The sequence below is a fragment of the Bacillus sp. 3a genome (genome assembly GCF_017161885.1).
Lineage (GTDB): Bacteria > Bacillota > Bacilli > Bacillales > Bacillaceae > Bacillus > Bacillus safensis.
In genome coordinates this window covers 862,327-878,832 of record NZ_CP067376.1, presented here as the reverse complement: position 1 = coordinate 878,832, position 16,506 = coordinate 862,327, and the positions used below count along the sequence as shown (strand labels likewise).

18 protein-coding genes are annotated in these 16,506 nt (G+C 40.0%); 8 read left to right on the top strand and 10 right to left on the bottom strand.

The genetic code is table 11. The features are described 5' to 3' along the window. Nucleotides 1-9: 9 nt before the first annotated feature. Nucleotides 10-906 (bottom strand): stage II sporulation protein SpoIIQ, encoded by an 897-nt coding sequence (gene spoIIQ, locus JJ692_RS04290; RefSeq protein WP_034281210.1) that lies wholly within the window; start codon nucleotides 904-906, stop codon nucleotides 10-12. A 116-nt stretch (nucleotides 907-1,022) separates the two neighbouring features. On the opposite strand from spoIIQ, the gene JJ692_RS04285 reads away from it, so the two are divergent. The 5 genes from JJ692_RS04285 to rpsN all read left to right on the top strand — a co-directional run bounded on the left by JJ692_RS04285 (nucleotide 1,023) and on the right by rpsN (nucleotide 3,976). After that, nucleotides 1,023-1,532, top strand: a complete 510-nt coding sequence (locus tag JJ692_RS04285; RefSeq protein WP_029706351.1) for a GNAT family N-acetyltransferase — start codon at nucleotides 1,023-1,025, stop codon at nucleotides 1,530-1,532. A 163-nt stretch (nucleotides 1,533-1,695) separates the two neighbouring features. Next, entirely contained in the window at nucleotides 1,696-2,118 is a 423-nt protein-coding gene (locus tag JJ692_RS04280; RefSeq protein ID WP_024423712.1) for a hypothetical protein, read from the top strand. Nucleotides 2,119-2,262: 144 nt separating this feature from the next. Next, the gene (gene rpmG / locus JJ692_RS04275; protein WP_024423713.1) at nucleotides 2,263-2,412 is read left to right on the top strand and encodes a 50S ribosomal protein L33; all 150 of its coding nucleotides are present in this window, start codon (nucleotides 2,263-2,265) and stop codon (nucleotides 2,410-2,412) included. A gap of 81 nt (nucleotides 2,413-2,493) precedes the next feature. After that, nucleotides 2,494-3,690, top strand: a complete 1,197-nt coding sequence (locus JJ692_RS04270; protein WP_024423714.1) for a GTP-binding protein — start codon at nucleotides 2,494-2,496, stop codon at nucleotides 3,688-3,690. A 16-nt stretch (nucleotides 3,691-3,706) separates the two neighbouring features. After that, a complete protein-coding gene (rpsN, locus tag JJ692_RS04265; RefSeq protein WP_025093900.1) occupies nucleotides 3,707-3,976 on the top strand; it encodes a 30S ribosomal protein S14 in 270 nt (89 codons plus the stop codon). 254 nt (nucleotides 3,977-4,230) lie between these two features. Here the strand turns inward: rpsN and moaA are convergent, their stop codons facing one another. After that, nucleotides 4,231-5,238 (bottom strand): GTP 3',8-cyclase MoaA, encoded by a 1,008-nt coding sequence (gene moaA / locus JJ692_RS04260; protein ID WP_029707486.1) that lies wholly within the window; start codon nucleotides 5,236-5,238, stop codon nucleotides 4,231-4,233. 10 nt (nucleotides 5,239-5,248) lie between these two features. Continuing rightward, on the bottom strand, nucleotides 5,249-6,037 hold the full coding sequence (fdhD, locus tag JJ692_RS04255; RefSeq protein WP_044330874.1) for a formate dehydrogenase accessory sulfurtransferase FdhD: 789 nt from the start codon (nucleotides 6,035-6,037) through the stop codon (nucleotides 5,249-5,251). A gap of 134 nt (nucleotides 6,038-6,171) precedes the next feature. On the opposite strand from fdhD, the gene JJ692_RS04250 reads away from it, so the two are divergent. Both JJ692_RS04250 and JJ692_RS04245 read left to right on the top strand, forming a co-directional pair. After that, complete coding sequence (locus tag JJ692_RS04250) at nucleotides 6,172-7,437, top strand: L-lactate MFS transporter (protein ID WP_073207707.1); 1,266 nt, start codon at nucleotides 6,172-6,174, stop codon at nucleotides 7,435-7,437. Between the two features lie 82 nt (nucleotides 7,438-7,519). Next, the gene (locus tag JJ692_RS04245; RefSeq protein WP_073207709.1) at nucleotides 7,520-9,868 is read left to right on the top strand and encodes an FdhF/YdeP family oxidoreductase; all 2,349 of its coding nucleotides are present in this window, start codon (nucleotides 7,520-7,522) and stop codon (nucleotides 9,866-9,868) included. Nucleotides 9,869-9,919: 51 nt separating this feature from the next. Here the strand turns inward: JJ692_RS04245 and JJ692_RS04240 are convergent, their stop codons facing one another. From JJ692_RS04240 to JJ692_RS04215, 6 genes are all read right to left on the bottom strand, one after another. Then, complete coding sequence (locus JJ692_RS04240) at nucleotides 9,920-10,597, bottom strand: VWA domain-containing protein (protein WP_206534260.1); 678 nt, start codon at nucleotides 10,595-10,597, stop codon at nucleotides 9,920-9,922. Nucleotides 10,598-10,680: 83 nt separating this feature from the next. Then, on the bottom strand, nucleotides 10,681-11,379 hold the full coding sequence (locus tag JJ692_RS04235) for a VWA domain-containing protein (protein ID WP_034622539.1): 699 nt from the start codon (nucleotides 11,377-11,379) through the stop codon (nucleotides 10,681-10,683). Nucleotides 11,380-11,700: 321 nt separating this feature from the next. Continuing rightward, complete coding sequence (gene spoIID, locus JJ692_RS04230; protein ID WP_073207712.1) at nucleotides 11,701-12,726, bottom strand: stage II sporulation protein D; 1,026 nt, start codon at nucleotides 12,724-12,726, stop codon at nucleotides 11,701-11,703. Between the two features lie 260 nt (nucleotides 12,727-12,986). Then, the gene (gene murA / locus JJ692_RS04225; protein ID WP_024423722.1) at nucleotides 12,987-14,294 is read right to left on the bottom strand and encodes a UDP-N-acetylglucosamine 1-carboxyvinyltransferase; all 1,308 of its coding nucleotides are present in this window, start codon (nucleotides 14,292-14,294) and stop codon (nucleotides 12,987-12,989) included. A 32-nt stretch (nucleotides 14,295-14,326) separates the two neighbouring features. Continuing rightward, the gene (locus JJ692_RS04220) at nucleotides 14,327-15,061 is read right to left on the bottom strand and encodes a YwmB family TATA-box binding protein (protein WP_024423723.1); all 735 of its coding nucleotides are present in this window, start codon (nucleotides 15,059-15,061) and stop codon (nucleotides 14,327-14,329) included. A gap of 129 nt (nucleotides 15,062-15,190) precedes the next feature. After that, the gene (locus tag JJ692_RS04215; RefSeq protein ID WP_024423724.1) at nucleotides 15,191-15,421 is read right to left on the bottom strand and encodes a DUF1146 family protein; all 231 of its coding nucleotides are present in this window, start codon (nucleotides 15,419-15,421) and stop codon (nucleotides 15,191-15,193) included. A gap of 170 nt (nucleotides 15,422-15,591) precedes the next feature. Here JJ692_RS04215 and JJ692_RS04210 point away from each other — a divergent pair, with 170 nt between their 5' ends. Then, nucleotides 15,592-16,068 (top strand): hypothetical protein, encoded by a 477-nt coding sequence (locus JJ692_RS04210; RefSeq protein ID WP_151039767.1) that lies wholly within the window; start codon nucleotides 15,592-15,594, stop codon nucleotides 16,066-16,068. A 41-nt stretch (nucleotides 16,069-16,109) separates the two neighbouring features. Here JJ692_RS04210 and JJ692_RS04205 read toward each other — a convergent pair whose 3' ends face one another. After that, the gene (locus JJ692_RS04205) at nucleotides 16,110-16,505 is read right to left on the bottom strand and encodes a F0F1 ATP synthase subunit epsilon (protein WP_003214592.1); all 396 of its coding nucleotides are present in this window, start codon (nucleotides 16,503-16,505) and stop codon (nucleotides 16,110-16,112) included. Nucleotide 16,506 lies beyond the last annotated feature (1 nt).

Here is a 16,506-nt window from a genome sequence, read left to right as displayed (position 1 = left end):
TGTAAGACATTAAGATTGTTTTGTTTCTTCTGACTGACTGCTGTCTTTAGAGGAATCAGAAGACTTTTCTTGATCAGAGGATTTACCCTTCTCATCAGACTTTTCTTCAGATTTTTCTCCAGCTGGCTCTTTGGCTTTATCTTCAGCAGCAGGTTCTTTCGTTTTTTCCTCAGTCTTTGGCTGAGCAGGTTCTTTTGCTTGTTCCGTCACTTCTTGCGCTGCTTTTTCAATTGTAGAAACAGGCTTGTCAATGAAGCTAAGTGGATTAAGCGCTAAACCTTCCATACGAATTTCAAAATGCACATGGTTGCCGCTTTCAGCACCATATAGATTTTTACCAGAAGCACCGATGACATCATTCTGCTTGACTTCATCGCCTTCTTTGACACTCACTTGTGACAACGATTGATAAACAGTCGATAATCCATCTTCATGTTCAATTTCAACAACGTGACCAAGAACTGGATCTTTTTTCGCTTGAACCACTGTTCCACTAAGAGCAGCTGTGACATCAAACACTTTGCCATCTTTATCTGCAAGATCAATACCTTTGCTCAAGGTATAGGTGTTATTATAGTTTACAAGTGCTGCTTCTTTCTCTTTTTGGTCAGCATCTGCTTCATAGAACTTTTTCACGACAGAAACATTATCAGAATTCTGGACCGGCATTGCGACATTTTCAATTGGCTTTCCAACTTCAACGGCATCATCGCGCTGTTCTTGCCCTGTTTGATTTCCATCAGATAGTTGGTCTTTCACATCTTTTGATACAGCTTGATACCAAAGAACGGCTGTTAACACGACCGCTGCGCTGACCAAGTAAATAGCAGGGAATACCCAGCGCTTACGGAAAAATTGCTGAACTTTTGTGATTTTGGAAGTACGTTTCTTTTCTTCCTCTCTCATTTTTCATCACCTCAGCAACATTCTGAACACTTTTCAAAAAATATATACACACGAAATCATTTTTCTTTTTATTTTGCGCAATCGCATCAATAATATGTATGATAAATGAAAAAAAGATGGGAGACTTAATTGTGAAAACTTTCAACCGTATAGCAACAGAAGATGACCTCAAAGCGATCGTTGATATCTACAATTCAACCATTGCTTCAAGAGAAGTGACCGCTGATACAGAACCAGTTTCTGTCGAGGACCGCCGGCAATGGTTTTTGAATCATTCCGAGAAAAGACCTCTCTATGTGAAAACAGATGAGGATGGAAATATATACGGCTGGCTGAGCTTTGAAACGTTTTACGGAAGGCCTGCATACAACGGGACCGTTGAAATGAGTATCTATTTAAACCAAGACTATCGAGGAAAAGGCTTAGGATCACTTTTCTTGCAAGAAGCCATTGATTTAGCACCCTCATTAGGCATTCGAACGTTACTTGCCTTTATTTTCGGGCACAACGAAGCCAGCATTCGACTATTTAAAAAGCACGGCTTTGAGACATGGGGCCACCTGCCACGCATCGCAGAAATGGACGGCAGCAGGTACGATTTAGATATCCTAGGAAAAGAATTATAAAACGAGCGTCTCCCTGAAAAAGAGACGCTTTTTTATAGCGCAAGTCACAGCTGTAAAAAGTGAAGTGAAGAGAGAAACAATTTAATCAATCAACATTCACTCTTCCTAAAGCACTACTTACTCAAGTATGATAAAGAGTGAATACATAAAGGAGTGAACACCATTGCAACAAACTGAGAAAATCATTCAATCTCTTCATTCAATCGTAAAGTGGGGAAAGGTTGGTAGTATCTTTCTCTATATTTCAGGCGGTCTGGCTATTCTTATTGGTTTTTGGCTTGTTCTTCCTGCAGCCCTTGGCGTCTTCCTCATTATGATGGGAATTCATGTACAAAAATCTGTAAAAGTAGCTGAACACTTGATTCAGGCTCCAGATACTTCTTATGAAGAATTATTAGAACAGTACGCTAAGATGATGAAAATGCAAACACTGTTTGCCATTTCAAGTATTGCCGCAGTTATTCTTTCATTCATTGCTATCGTTTTGATACTTATACTAGGCGGGTTAGCCTTCCTTCAAGAAATTCCTTATGATGTCCAGCAGTATGAAGGTGATTACGAACAAGAACTCGGTGACTTTTATTAATGGAGAGGGGTATCAATAGTCATTCGATACCCCTTTTGTTTGTATCATTTGACTTGGATCATTCTCCTATGCTTGACATTCAGTCTTGATCATTTTAAAATACAAATCGTAACTATTACGAATTAAAGGAGGATCCTATTACTTATGCGCGTGAATATTACGTTGGCCTGTACTGAAACAGGTGACAGAAACTACATCACAACAAAAAATAAAAGAACGAATCCTGACCGATTGGAGTTAAAAAAATATTCTCCTCGATTAAAGAAATATACCCTTCATAGAGAAACAAAATAGAATTTTAGATTATAAATCGTAATGATTACTTTTTAAGTGAGGCGGAAAACAAAATGATCGTTTTCAAAAGGACAAAAACAAATGAATAAGCGTATACCTGTTACAGTATTAAGCGGCTTTTTAGGAGCAGGAAAAACAACGATATTAAATCATGTTCTTCAAAATCGCAAAGGATTAAAAGTGGCTGTGATCGTCAATGACATGAGTGAAATTAATATTGATGCAGAACTAGTCAAACAAGGCGGCGAGCTTTCTCGATCAGATGAGAAACTCGTTGAATTATCTAACGGCTGTATTTGCTGCACTTTGAGAGAAGACTTGTTAATCGAAGTAGAACGCCTTTGTAAAGCGGGTAATATTGATTATATTGTCATTGAATCAACCGGAATTAGTGAACCAATTCCCGTCGCTCAAACGTTTTCTTATATTGATGAAGAAATGGGTATAGATTTGACCCGCTTTTGCCGTCTAGATACGATGGTCACAGTAGTAGATGCAAATCGTTTCTGGACTGATTTCCAGTCAGGAGAGAGTTTATTAGATCGTAAAGAAGCGGTTTCCGATGACGACGAGCGAGAAATTTCCGATTTACTCATTGATCAAATTGAGTTTTGTGACGTTCTTATTATCAATAAATGTGATTTAGTATCTCCCTCTGAATTAGATCGACTTGAGCATGTGCTGAACAAACTACAACCAGAAGCATCTATCATCAAAACCTCAAAAGGTATAGTACAGCCAGATGACATTTTGAATACTGGTTTATTCGACTTTGAAAAATCAAGTGCTTCTGCTGGGTGGATCAAAGAAATCAACGCAGGACATGGTCAGCATACACCGGAAACAGAGGAATACCAAATTTCATCTTTTGTTTACGAAAGAAGACTCCCTTTTCATACCGGCAGACTGAATGCTTGGTTAGATCAAATGCCTGAGCAGATCGTTCGTGCGAAAGGTTTTACTTGGCTTGCCACACATCATGATTTAACCATTTTAATTTCACAAGCTGGGAAATCTGTTGCGATTGAACCAATTGCATACTGGATTGCTGCTTTGCCTGAACAAGAAAAAGCACGGATATTAAATCAGGAACCAGAGCTTCTAGATGAGTGGGACGCAGAGTTTGGTGATCGCCATACAAAACTTGTGTTTATCGGTGTAGATTTGCCTAAAGCAGAAATCATTCGTACTCTTGATCAATGCTTGCTCACACCTGAGGAATTTGATCAAGATTGGACTACATTTGAGGACCCCTTTCAATGGAAAATACAAAATTAGGCCAGGAGGGTTTTAATTGGCAAAGAAATCTAAGATTGCTAAAGAAAAAAAACGACAGCAGCTTGTATTGAAATATGCAGAATTAAGGAAAGAGTTAAAAGAAAAAGGTGACTATGAAGCTTTACGAAAATTACCTAGAGACTCTTCCCCTACCCGCTTAAAAAACCGCTGTGAATTAACGGGCCGTCCCAGAGGTTATTTACGAAAATTCAAAATGTCTAGGATTGCTTTTCGTGAGCTTGCCTATAAGGGTCATATCCCTGGAGTGAAAAAATCGAGCTGGTAAAGAATGATTTGATCTTATCACAGCACTCGTAAAAGTAAAGCCGCACACAATGAGGGAAAATCTATTTTCCAATCTTATCTCAATCTTTTTGAGGTGCAAAATAGCAATTTAAAAACCAGCAGAGATTCTGCTGGTTTTTTATAGTGACCGAGTTCATAAGATAAAAAGACCTGTTTTCAAAAAAGGATTTTCAACCACGATTATGACATTTTCTCTTCTTTTCAAAAATACATGATCATGATACTTTATTGTCACTACCCACCGATGTATGACATCTCAACCTTTTTCTGATCTTTTTTCTGCTCTCTCTCGGCTGAATATTGGTCATGTCTATTCGACCATAATTCCTTTAACCTGTTCGTTAATTCTTCATTATCTTTTGTCGTACGAATCATCTGTTTCAGATCAAAACCCGATGATGCAAACAGACATGTAAATAATTCCCCCCGTGCAGACAGCCTTGCTCTGTTACATGTTCCACAAAAAGCATCTGAAACGGAAGAAATAATGCCTATCTCTCCTGAACCATCTTTGTAAAAAAATCGTTTGGCTACTTCACCTGTATATTGAGGAGGTTCTGGTTTGATAGGATATGTTGAATCAATTAATTCAATTATTTCTTTCTTTGTCATGACATGTTCTAGATTCCATTTATTCGTATTACCGACATCCATAAATTCAATAAATCTGAGAACGTGTCCTTCTTTTTTGAAGTAAGCTGCCATTGGTAAGACATCCTGATCATTCACACCTTTTTGAACCACCATATTAATCTTGATAGCAAGTCCAGCCTTTTTTGCAGCCTCAATACCATCAAACACTTTTTGGATAGAAATATGCCTTCCGTTCATTTGCTTAAAACGGTCAGGATTTAATGAATCTAAACTAATGGTGACTCTATTAAGACCAGCTCTCTTCAACTGATCAGCATATAAAGGTAAAAGCGTTCCATTGGTTGTCATCGCAATGTCTTCAATCCCTGGAATGTTTGCGAGCTTTTCTATTAAGACAGGCAGATCCTTCCGCATTAAAGGTTCTCCGCCCGTGATGCGTATTTTTACCACACCTAGGTTCTTTACAAAAAGGGTAGCAAGTCGTTCAATTTCTTCGAAACTAAGCAGTTCTTCTTTTTTCAAGAAAGGATAATCCGGTCCAAAAATTTCAGCAGGCATACAGTACGTACATCTAAAGTTACAACGATCAGTTACTGATATTCTTAAATCGCGCAATGGCCGATGTCTTTTATCTAAAATACTGACCATACTTTGCCTCCTATTCTGTAATACGCTGAGGATGCGTGTAAATGTTAAAGGATTTCCCTCTGACGAATCCAACTGTCGTAATATTTAATTCTTCTGCCATTTTAAGCGCCAGCTCAGTAGGTGCTGATTTTGAAATGACGATAGACACTCCTAGTTTTGCTGCCTTCAATAGAACTTCTGACGATATCCGGCCGCTGAAAACAAGGATTTTATCTCTAAGTGGAATACGCTGAAGTAAACAATATCCATAAATTTTATCTAAAGCATTATGTCTTCCTATATCAGTTCTAGTGATGAATAGCTTCTCTGTGTCACACAGTCCAGCATTATGCACTCCACCAGTATGTTGAAATAATTGGCTTTCTTCTTGCAAACACTTCATGAGATGCATACAGGTTTCAGCAGAAATACTGATTCGATCAATGGCCGTTTTTGCCGTCTTCACATCTTGAAGGAAATAAAAGTGTCTTCCTTTCCCGCAGCATGAACCAATCACTCGTTTTGTAAAATCTGATGAATCAAATCCACTTGAGTGAACTAAATCAACATAGGCAAAACCCATACTTTCATCTATTGTAAACCTTTTAATCTCATTTTCAAATCGAATGACCCCTTCTGAAGCCAAAAAGCCGATAACCAATTCTTTCAGGTGCTCTGGGGAACAAACAAGTGTCACAAATTCTTCTCCATTCACCATCACAGTTAAAGGATATTCTTCTACAATTTCATCAGTTTTGCAGGTAAACTGGCCTTCACGGTATTGGTGTATGACTCGTTTCTTTTTAACAGAAGAATTCATTGTATGATCTTCCTTTCAATGCAAATTTAGTTATATGATCCAACCAAATTGTGATATTATTTTAAAAAGTCATAAAAATGTAACATATTTCTATCTTATCAAACTTCTTGATTGCTTTATATGGGGGGAACAAAATGAACAAATCGAAAAATCGCTGGCTCATCGCAGCAAGTGCTGTAGGAATTCATTTATCTATTGGGTCTGTTTATGCTTGGAGTGTTTTTACGAATCCTTTACATGAAGCCTTTCAGTGGTCATTAACAGAAATAAGTCTCACCTTCAGTATTGCTATTTTATTTTTAGGTTTATCTGCTGCTTTTATGGGACATTTCGTTGAAAGGTATGGCCCAAGGGCATCGGGGCTCTTCTCAGCTATTTTCTTCGGCATCGGAATGACTGGGTCAGGATTCGCTGTCCACTTGTCCTCACTGCCTCTCCTCTATTTATTTTATGGTGTACTCGCTGGAATCGGTTTAGGGGTAGGCTATATTGCACCTGTATCAACTCTAGTCAAATGGTTTCCGGATCGAAGAGGTCTTGCAACCGGCTTAGCCATTATGGGGTTTGGATTTGCTTCTCTTATTTGCAGCCCAATTATTCAATATCTCATTGAAAAAGTGAATATCGCAAATACTTTTTATATTCTTGGAATCTCCTATTTTATCATCATGGTGATCTCATCTCTTTATTTATCACCACCAACGTCTGATGACGTCAAACAATTTGACGTCTTTAAAACAAAGAAAAGAAAAATCCCTCAAGATTTATCACAGCTTACAGCAAATGAAGCGATCAAAACAAGACGTTTTTATTATTTGTGGCTTATGCTTTTTATTAATATCACATGCGGAATCGCTATTATTTCAGTAGCGTCACCTCTTGCCCAAGAAAGTGTTGGGTTCACTGCAGGTGCTGCAGCTACTCTTGTGGGCATTTTAGGTGCTTTTAATGGTTTAGGGCGCATTGGCTGGGCATCGTTTTCAGATTATATAGGAAGACCGAATACGTATACGATTTTTTTCAGTATCCAGCTCATTGCTTTTCCATTACTCCCCTATTTAAAAGAACCGCTCATCTTTTCAATCGTTATGGCGATCATTTATACGTGCTATGGAGGAGGATTTGCTTCAATTCCAGCCTATATTGGGGATTTGTTTGGTACAAAGCAGCTTGGTGCCATACACGGTTATATTTTGACTGCTTGGGCCGCTGCGGGATTAGCAGGACCACTATTTTCATCCTTTATCCGAGATATAACAGGTAATTATACACAAAGCCTTATGGTGTTCTCTGGCTTATTTTTCATTGCTTTTATCATATCACTTCTCATTCGAAAGGATATTCAGCAGCTAAGAGAAAAAAACCTAACTGCTGCTTCCTCTGTCTCAGCCCGATCTTAATTTGAATTTGACAGAATCACAATCTAAAGGTAATTTTTAGATATGAAAACGCTTTACAAAGTAATAGGAGGGTGATGATCTCATGGGGAAAACAAAACATAAGGGGCCTGTTAAACTCAATAAAAAACCCTCACCAAAGCTATGGGCCTCTTTTGTACCAATGGGGCTTGGCAAAGTGAAACCGAAACACATTCGAGATACGATGAAAGTGGCATGGGAGAACAAAGATAACCTTCCCTACGCGTACCGTATTTTAACGCAGGGTGTTTGTGACGGCTGTGCCCTTGGCGTCTCAGGACTGTATGATCAAACGCTCGCAGGACCTCATATATGCACCACAAGACTAAATGTGCTTCGTCTTAACACAATGCCAGCTATTGATCCAAAATGGTTTGAAGATATTCAGCAGCTAAAGCAAATGGACAGCACCTCTCTTCGCAAGCTTGGTCGGATTCCTTATCCATTGATTCGAAAAAAAGGTGACAATGCCTTTACACGTATTTCTTGGGATGATGCACTAGATCAAATCGCAGCTAAAATCCAATCAATTGATAAACGGCAGCTTGCTTTCTATTTAACCGCTAGAGGAATTACAAATGAAGTTTATTATACGGCTGCAAAGGCTGCTCGATTTATAGGGACGAATCATATTGATAATGCTTCTCGCATTTGCCATTCACCAAGTAAAACTGCTCTTAAACGGTCCCTTGGCATCGGTGCTTCCAGCTGTAATTACAGTGATTGGATTGGAACGGATGTATTAATTTTTTGGGGATCTGTCGCAGCAAACAATCAGCCTGTTTCCACTAAATATATGTACGCTGCTAAAAAGAAGGGAACAAAAATTATCGTCATCAATCCGTATAAAGAGCCTGCTATGGAAAAGTATTGGGTTCCTTCTATTCCAGAGAGTGCTTTATTCGGTACAAAAATTGCAGATGATTTTTACCAAGTCAATATAGGCGGAGATATTGCGTTTATGAACGGCGTCATCAAGCATTGGTTTGACATGGAGCAGCATGCTCCCCATTCGGCTCTTGATCACGAATTTATTCAAAAACATACAACAGGCATACAGGATTTAAAGCAGCATGTCGCACAATTGAAGTGGGAAGACCTAGAAGCATCATCAGGTTTATCAAAAGAAAGAATGAAGGAATTTGCGACACTGCTTGCCAATGCTAATTCAGGCGTTTTTATTTGGAGTATGGGCCTTACTCAGCACCGCTTTGCAACTGATAATATATCACAGGTTGCCAACCTTGCCATGCTGCGCGGATTTATCGGCAGAAAACATTGTGGTGTCATGCCAATTCGAGGGCATAGCGGCGTCCAAGGTTCTGGTGAAATGGGTGCTGATCCATTCGTTTTGCCGGGTAGTGATTTTGATGAAGAGAATATTGCAAGAATCGAACGTATATGGGGGTTTGACATTCCTAAATGGCATGGTGACACCATTGGGCAATCCTTTGAGAAGATGACTCTCCCAAAAGACCATCCGCAAAAACTCAAAATGCTGTTTACGAGTGGCGGAAACTTTTTAGAGACGATGCCAAATCCGGAAGCGATCGAAAAAGCATTATCTGAACTTGAACTCCGTGTTCACCAAGATATCATTTTGAATACCTCTACGCTGGTAGACGCTGAAGAGGCGGTGATTGTGCTGCCTGCTATGACAAGGTATGAACAACCAGGCGGCGGCACATCAACCAGTACGGAACGCATGGTATATTTCAGTCCAGAAATTGAAGGACCTCGTATCGAGGAAGCCAGAGCGGAATGGGACATTTATGTTGATCTTGCGAAAAGAGTCCGGCCAGAAGATGCCGAGCTGATACATTTTGAAACAGCTGAAGACATTCGTCGTGAGATTGCGGTCGCCAACCGAAATTATGATGGCATCCAGCATTTACGTCACAAGGGAGACGTTTTTCAATGGGGAGGCGCATGGCTTTGTGAAGATGGCGTGTGTCCAACACCAGACGGCAAGGGACATCTTCTTCCTGCCCAGCTGCCTCAATATCGAAAAACCGAAGGACATTTCAATATCACGACAAGAAGAGGAAAGCAATTCAACTCCATGATCTACAGTGAAAAGGACGCCTTTAATGGTGGAAAACGTCATTCTATCCTAATGAATGAAGAAGATGCAAAAGAGCTTTACGTCCAAGAAGGTGATCCAGTTGTTCTCTTTAATCAATATGGATCCTATCAAGGAGTGGCTCAATTCGGAGAGTTGAGACGCGGCAATATCGCAGTTTATTGGCCGGAAGGGAACGTTTTAATTCCTAAAGGTGTGTATGAGAGCTACTCACAGATTCCCGAGTATAATACAGCAGCCATATTAGAAAAAGCCGAAACCTTCCATGCAAGAAAGGATCAGCATTATGTGGAGAAACGAATTGATGAATTAGAAACGACTTTGAATTAATCGTCAACTTAAAAACAGCTGGGGTTGTTTTCCCCAGCTGCCATTCACTCTCTACCGACCAAAAGCGCTCGCTTCCTGTTGAAGAATATGGTTCAACTCTTCGGCATTTGCAGCCGGTTGATATTGTCCTCCACCCGCTTTTGCAACAGATTTAAGACTTTTTGCTTCCTTTTCATTCACATCGAAGCCAATGATATTGACGATTGTATCTATTCCGTCTTCATGTAATTCCTTTGCTGCTTTTGAAGGGCTTCCACCACAAGTTTCTTCACCATCACTGACAACATAGACAATATTTTTCCCTTCAGCTTGGTGATCTTCAAAATCTTGTTTCGTATCCGTTAATGCTTTTGCAAGTGGTGTCCAGCCAGTTGGCTTATACACATTCAGTGCTTGTTGAAATGTTGATGGCTCATATGATCCAAATCCGTAAACGGCTTCAGAACTTGAACAAGAAACGGCTTTCCCTGCATTTTTATTGGTTCCTTCATGACCAAACACACGAAGTAGAACTTGTGTATCTTCTGATAAAATACTCGCAAAGCTTTGAATAGACCGTTTGGCGATTTCAATTTTCTTTTCACCTTCAACTGACTGTGCCATGCTGCCGCTTAAATCGAGTAATATTACCACATGAGCAGGCGGCTCCTGTTTTGTTACAGCATGAGCTGGTGAAGAAAGGAGCAGGACAAGGCTAGCCAAAATGGTTAATACGATATTTCTTTTCATCAATAAAGACCTCCCTTTTTTACTTTTGTACAGAAAAAGAGAAACGAAAGCATGAATCAATCGTTTCCCTTTTGTTCAGCAAGTTATTCGTGTAGTTTTAATGATTCTGCTGAAAAGATAGATCCCATTTCTTTACCTGTGCTTGCTTGGTAGTAATGGCCTTTACCAGCTTTGGCTACTTGCTTCAATTGACCTTCATAGCCATCGTTAAAGTCTAACCCGATCACATTTACAACAGTTGACCCTTTTGAGTTATGCAATTCTTTTGCTACTTTTACTGGATCTCCGCCACAAGTTTCCTCACCATCAGTGATTAAGTACACAATATGCTTTGTTCCCTCAGTAAGCTGCTCATCCGCTTGCTTTGCATTTTCAAGTGCACGTGCAATTGGTGTCCAGCCAGTTGGCCCAAGTCCGTTTAAAGAGTTCTCAAAGCTGTCTTTTTCATAAGGCTGTACGCCGTAAACGCCTCTAATGACTTCACATGATTGAGCTTTACCTGAATTTTTGTTGTTTCCTTCAGAACCAAACAAGCTCATACGAATTTTAGCGTCTTTTGGAAGTGACTGAGCAAATTTAAATACCTCTTGTTTAGCGAGATCAAATTTGCGCTCTCCCTCTACTTTTCTTGCCATACTTCCGCTTGCATCAAGTAAGATTGTCACTCTTACATCTTTGTTATGTTTTTTAACTGTAGATGCTTCTGCAAATACTGGTGAAGAGATTGACATAGATAATGTCAATACAGCTAAGGTTACGAGTGAGAATACTTTTTTCAACATAATTTTCCTTCCTCCTTATGTATTTAATTGAAACACCTTAATCGTAAATTATTCTGTCTTGGAATGGTATAGGACTCGGTCCCTTTTTCTCTTTCATCAAAATCACTAAAATTCTGTCAGATGTCTAGATATTTTCACCTAACACACCCATTATCCTCTCGTTTTCTCTGTCTTTCGAGGGACTTTGTATCGGCCATCGGTTCTTATCGGGACGTAAATGTTTAAGTTTTCCTTCGGTGCGTCTTAAGTCACAATTTGTCACATTCTGTTCAAACCTCTTTGTACACAAAAAAAATGCCTCATTTCTGAGGCACCGTTGATTTATTTTTTAGCCATATACGTGTTGAGAAAACGATCGGCTGATTCGATTTGAATTCCTTTATAATAATGTTTCACGATGGCATCTACTTTCTTGCCTGACTGCGCCATATAATGTGCACCATATTGACTCATGCCTACACCATGACCATATCCTTTTGTTGTAATCACAATCTGCTGGCCTTGGCGTTCCCATGTGAAGTCCGCTGAATGAAGGCCTAGTGATTCCCGAATGTCTCGGCCTGACAGTGTTTTACCGTTGATCACGGCTTTCGCTACTTGGTTTCCTGGTGTCCGTTCTACAATCTGTCCGACCTGAGCCTGCTGAGTGAGTGTCACACCTAATTTTTGCTGAAATTCACTGACCGAGATGGTTTTCTTATTTTGAAATTTTGGCGATTTTTCGTCCCATTTACTCGAGACACTTTTCAAATAAGGGATTTCGTTTTTCCAATAGGCTTCGGCATTTTCCGTTTTTCCGTTACTTGTTGAAAAGAATGAAGCATCAATTGGTTTCTCGTCATAAGTCAGCACTTTTCCTTGTGTGCTGGCGACAGCTTCCGTGACCTTTTTTAATTTCCAATTGTACGCTTTCCCCCAAATTTTCTTGAGTTCCTGTTTGTTTTTGTAAACTTGGAACATTTGGGTATCATCTACAAGAGAGCCCTTAGGTGATTTGACAGTCTTATCACTGATCATTTGTCTGACGATATATGTTCTTGCTGCGAGCGCCTGTGCCTTGAGTGCTTCCATTTCAAAATCAGCTGGCATTTCAGATGCTACGACACCGATCACATACTCTTCTAAGGGGATATTTTCTACCTGCTGATGAGCTGAGCGATAGACGGGGATAGCGACGGGTGATTGCTTCAATTTGACTGAACCCTTCACTTCTTTTTTAACTGATGGTTCTGCTGCTACGTGCTGGCTGGCCGCCGGTTTCCCTTGGAACGTCGGCAACACAAGTAATGTTGGAATCATTAAAATAATGATGCATATTCCTGCGATTGTCCATATCATTGGTTTCATATTTGGCTGCCCCCATTTGTCATTGAATCTCTTTTATCCTATGGGCAGGGACAAGCTAATATGACAGCTTCTTTCATTTAGTGGACAAGTCTTTTATGAAAGGTATGGGCCTGTTCTTAGAATGGATTTTACTGTTCGTCTGTATGAATAAAATTTAAGATGGTTGGATACACTAATGATAAGCTTCGTGAAATGAGGCATTCTATGATTCTAAAAAAAAAATCAGCATGCCCCAATGGACACACTGATTTCTTTCATGATTAAGCGTTCAGATCTGATACAACTTGTTCTTGTGTCACATCTGCTGATTCATCGTTAACTCTTTCAATATCTGCACCGATTGCTGCAAGCTTTTGGTGGAAGTTCACATAACCACGGTCAATATGCTTCAACTCAGTGACACGTGTATGACCTTCTGCCACTAATCCAGCAAGTACAAGTGCTGCTCCTGCTCTTAAATCAGTCGCTGCCACTTCAGCACCTTGAAGTTGAACCGGCCCATTGATAATGACAGAGCGACCCTCAATTTTAATATCGCCATTCATGCGGCGGAATTCTTCAGCATGCATAAAGCGGTTTTCAAACACCGTTTCTGTGATCATGCTTGTTCCGTTCGCACGAAGCAATAGCGCCATCATCTGAGATTGCATATCCGTTGGGAACCCAGGATGCGGCATTGTTTTTAGATCGATTGGCTTGAGCTCAGATGGTCCAATGACTCTTAAACCTTCTTCTTCTTCAATGATCTGAATACCCATTTCTTCCATTTTTGCAACAAGTGATGTCATGTGCTCTGGCACTGCGCCTTTTACAAGAACATTTCCTTCTGTAATGGCTGCTGCCACCATGAAAGTACCTGCTTCAATTCTGTCAGGGATGATGTTGTGTTTTGCACCGTGAAGTGTTTCCACACCTTCGATTTTGATTGTACCAGTACCAGCACCGCGAACCTTACCGCCCATGGCATTGATGTAGTTTGCTAAATCAACAATTTCAGGTTCTTTTGCTACGTTTTCTAAAATCGTCGTTCCTTCAGCTAATGCTGCTGCCATGATGATGTTTTCAGTTGCCCCTACACTTGGGAAATCCAAATAGATTTTTGCACCTTTTAAACGGCCTTTTACTTCAGCCTCGATGAAACCATTACCTACTTGAATTTTAGCTCCCATTGCTTCAAAGCCTTTTAAATGCTGATCAATTGGTCTTGAACCAATCGCACAGCCTCCAGGTAATGCAACTCTTGCATGACCTGTTCTTGCTAAAAGTGGTCCCATGACAAGCACGGATGCTCGCATTTTACGGACATACTCAAACGGAGCCTCAGTTTCTAGTGCATGAGATGCATCAACTGATACTTCGTTATTTTCAAAATGTACTTCTGCTCCTAAATGACGTAACACTTCATTGATTGTATATACATCGGAGAGCGTAGGTACATCACAAATTACGCTTTTTTCTGTACTTGCTAACAAAGATGCAGCGATAACTGGTAAAACGGCATTTTTTGCGCCTTCTACTTTAACTGTGCCGTTTAACTTTTGACCGCCGCGGACGATGATTTTTTCCAAGGTCTTCCCCTCCGCGTCCCAAATTCTCTATATTAATATTCAGTCGTTACGATTGGTGTGCCAACCGTAATCGTATGATTTTCGTTCATTTCCGAACTTCTGATGGCAATTTGAACATTCATTTTATCATTTGAAGTCATAATGAACTGTTCCCACTTATCTGTGTAAGCGGAAAGCGACACAAAATTAGACTCAACGAGATACTCAACTGGTTTTGCTTGAAATTCATTTGCTAACATTTCAGCTTTTTTTTGCAAAACAACATCCATCATACCATTTACATGACCATCGAGACAAGTAAAAATTACAATTTTCTCTTGTAATATGCTTTTTGCATGACGTACGAACTGATCATATGTATGCTCCCAGGTATTCAGTGGGCGAGCACCTTTTTGCTCATATAATAAATACGACTTTTGATTTGATTTTGTGTCGGTCTTCACGAGTAAAATTTTCGATTCTGTATCATTTTTTTCATCTTTGTAAATTCCTGTGACTTTGGTGACATGTTGTTCTTTTTTTTCGGTCCACTCATACTGTCGTAGTTCGTCTTTCAAACGTTTCACTTTTTTTGAAAATTGTTCGGATGAAATATCTACATTTGTTTTGGCATGAAGGGTCCACCCATCGACTTCGATTTGCTGGTTTTTTAGACCTTCTGCTATTTGAGCGAGCGGAGAAGATTCTTCCGCACGAACACCTTGAATCATCAGAACAAAAAAAAGAATAAACGCAAATAATGGCCAACCTTTCAAATACTTTCTCACTTGTCATTCCCCCTTGCTACAAGTGTTGCCGCAAGGAGGGCAATGCATACGTGGAAAAGTCAACAAAAGGCGAGCCTTTTGACCCTTCTTTTTACGTTCCCGCAGAAGGCCGTGACCAAACCTTTTATGTTAGAACATATAAGGAATTTGTCTCGAGAAATTTAAGTAATCAAGAAAGAAATTGCTGACCGCAGATGCGATAGCAATGGTAATGAGCATCATCAGCAGCCTTGCTTGAACGATTTTCCCTTTTTTAATGAGTGGATCAATATTTACAGCAAGCAGTGCCCACCATGTAACCGCGATAAAAAATAGGTGGATCACAATGCCCACGATTGCTTGTTGTCCTACGTCTTCCATACAGTTGAATCCTCCTTTTATTTATTTCTGTAAAGGAAAACTCCCTTTCATTATATCCTCGAAAATCGGAAAGATGAATCATTTGGAAAAAAGAGCTACATTTAGTGTAAATCCCCTCTTATCCTGATGCCAAGGAGATGATATACTGCGTGTGGAAGGAGCTGAACACATTGAAAGATTCTTTTCCTGACTTTGTTGATTTGTACGGAGAATTGGTTCCCTCATTTGATCATGAATGGGAGGCCATTGCTTTCTACTTTGATTATAGACAGACACAGCTAGAAGAATTAGCACAATTGTGTCATTTTCATAACATTTCTTTGGATTACTCTGAGGAAAGCCTGTATCAGTTAGAATCACTATACTTTGATGCATTGTCCAAGCAGCTGTTCGCTGAGTGGAAAATGCCAATAGATGCATTAGAAGCGATGATGAGTGTGTATATAGGAGAGGTTGTCATCCGTCATCATTCAGATGCTGACTGGGTGGTGCGGCCTTATATGGATTCTCCGCATAAATATACGCTTGGCTTACGCAGAAACAATAAAACATGGCATTGTAGTACGCAATTTTGCGAGCACTTATATCTAGAAAAGCAAGCATCTCATCCTTATGTGTCGATGTACCAATCTCTCATGTCATCCTAAAAAAATCCTTCTTATCACAGTGATAAGAAGGATTTTCTGTTTTATTTCCCTGCTACATTTAAACGGTTTAACGCCCGTTTTAATGCGAGTTCCGCCCGGCGTACATCACTTTCATTCGGGTGGTTCAAATGCTCTTCAGCACGCTGTTTCGCTGATTTAGCACGATCGACATCAACTTTATCTGATGTTTCAGCGGCCTGAGCAAGAATCGTTACTTGTTCAGGGCGGACTTCAACAAATCCGCCACTTACTGCAACCAATTCAGTTGATCCACTATGTTTTAAGCGAACTGCACCGATTTTTAGCGGAGCAACCATTGGAACGTGGCCAGCTAAAATACCAAGCTCACCGCTTTCTGCTCTTACACTGACCATTTCCACATCCGCTTGATACACTGGGCCGTCGGGAGTAACGATATTGACTTGAACGGTCTTCATG

Coding starts and splice junctions, on each gene's coding strand:
- JJ692_RS04240 (WP_206534260.1), bottom strand. CDS start 10,597: ATGAAAAGAAATATCGTATTAACCATTTTGGCTAGCCTTGTCCTGCTC.
- spoIIQ (WP_034281210.1), bottom strand. CDS start 906: ATGAGAGAGGAAGAAAAGAAACGTACTTCCAAAATCACAAAAGTTCAG.
- moaA (WP_029707486.1), bottom strand. CDS start 5,238: ATGGTCAGTATTTTAGATAAAAGACATCGGCCATTGCGCGATTTAAGA.
- JJ692_RS04285 (WP_029706351.1), top strand. CDS start 1,023: ATGGGAGACTTAATTGTGAAAACTTTCAACCGTATAGCAACAGAAGAT.
- JJ692_RS04215 (WP_024423724.1), bottom strand. CDS start 15,421: ATGGAAGACGTAGGACAACAAGCAATCGTGGGCATTGTGATCCACCTA.
- JJ692_RS04235 (WP_034622539.1), bottom strand. CDS start 11,379: ATGTTGAAAAAAGTATTCTCACTCGTAACCTTAGCTGTATTGACATTA.
- spoIID (WP_073207712.1), bottom strand. CDS start 12,726: ATGAAACCAATGATATGGACAATCGCAGGAATATGCATCATTATTTTA.
- JJ692_RS04205 (WP_003214592.1), bottom strand. CDS start 16,505: ATGAAGACCGTTCAAGTCAATATCGTTACTCCCGACGGCCCAGTGTAT.
- rpmG (WP_024423713.1), top strand. CDS start 2,263: ATGCGCGTGAATATTACGTTGGCCTGTACTGAAACAGGTGACAGAAAC.
- JJ692_RS04250 (WP_073207707.1), top strand. CDS start 6,172: ATGAACAAATCGAAAAATCGCTGGCTCATCGCAGCAAGTGCTGTAGGA.
- JJ692_RS04245 (WP_073207709.1), top strand. CDS start 7,520: ATGGGGAAAACAAAACATAAGGGGCCTGTTAAACTCAATAAAAAACCC.
- fdhD (WP_044330874.1), bottom strand. CDS start 6,037: ATGAATTCTTCTGTTAAAAAGAAACGAGTCATACACCAATACCGTGAA.
- JJ692_RS04270 (WP_024423714.1), top strand. CDS start 2,494: ATGAATAAGCGTATACCTGTTACAGTATTAAGCGGCTTTTTAGGAGCA.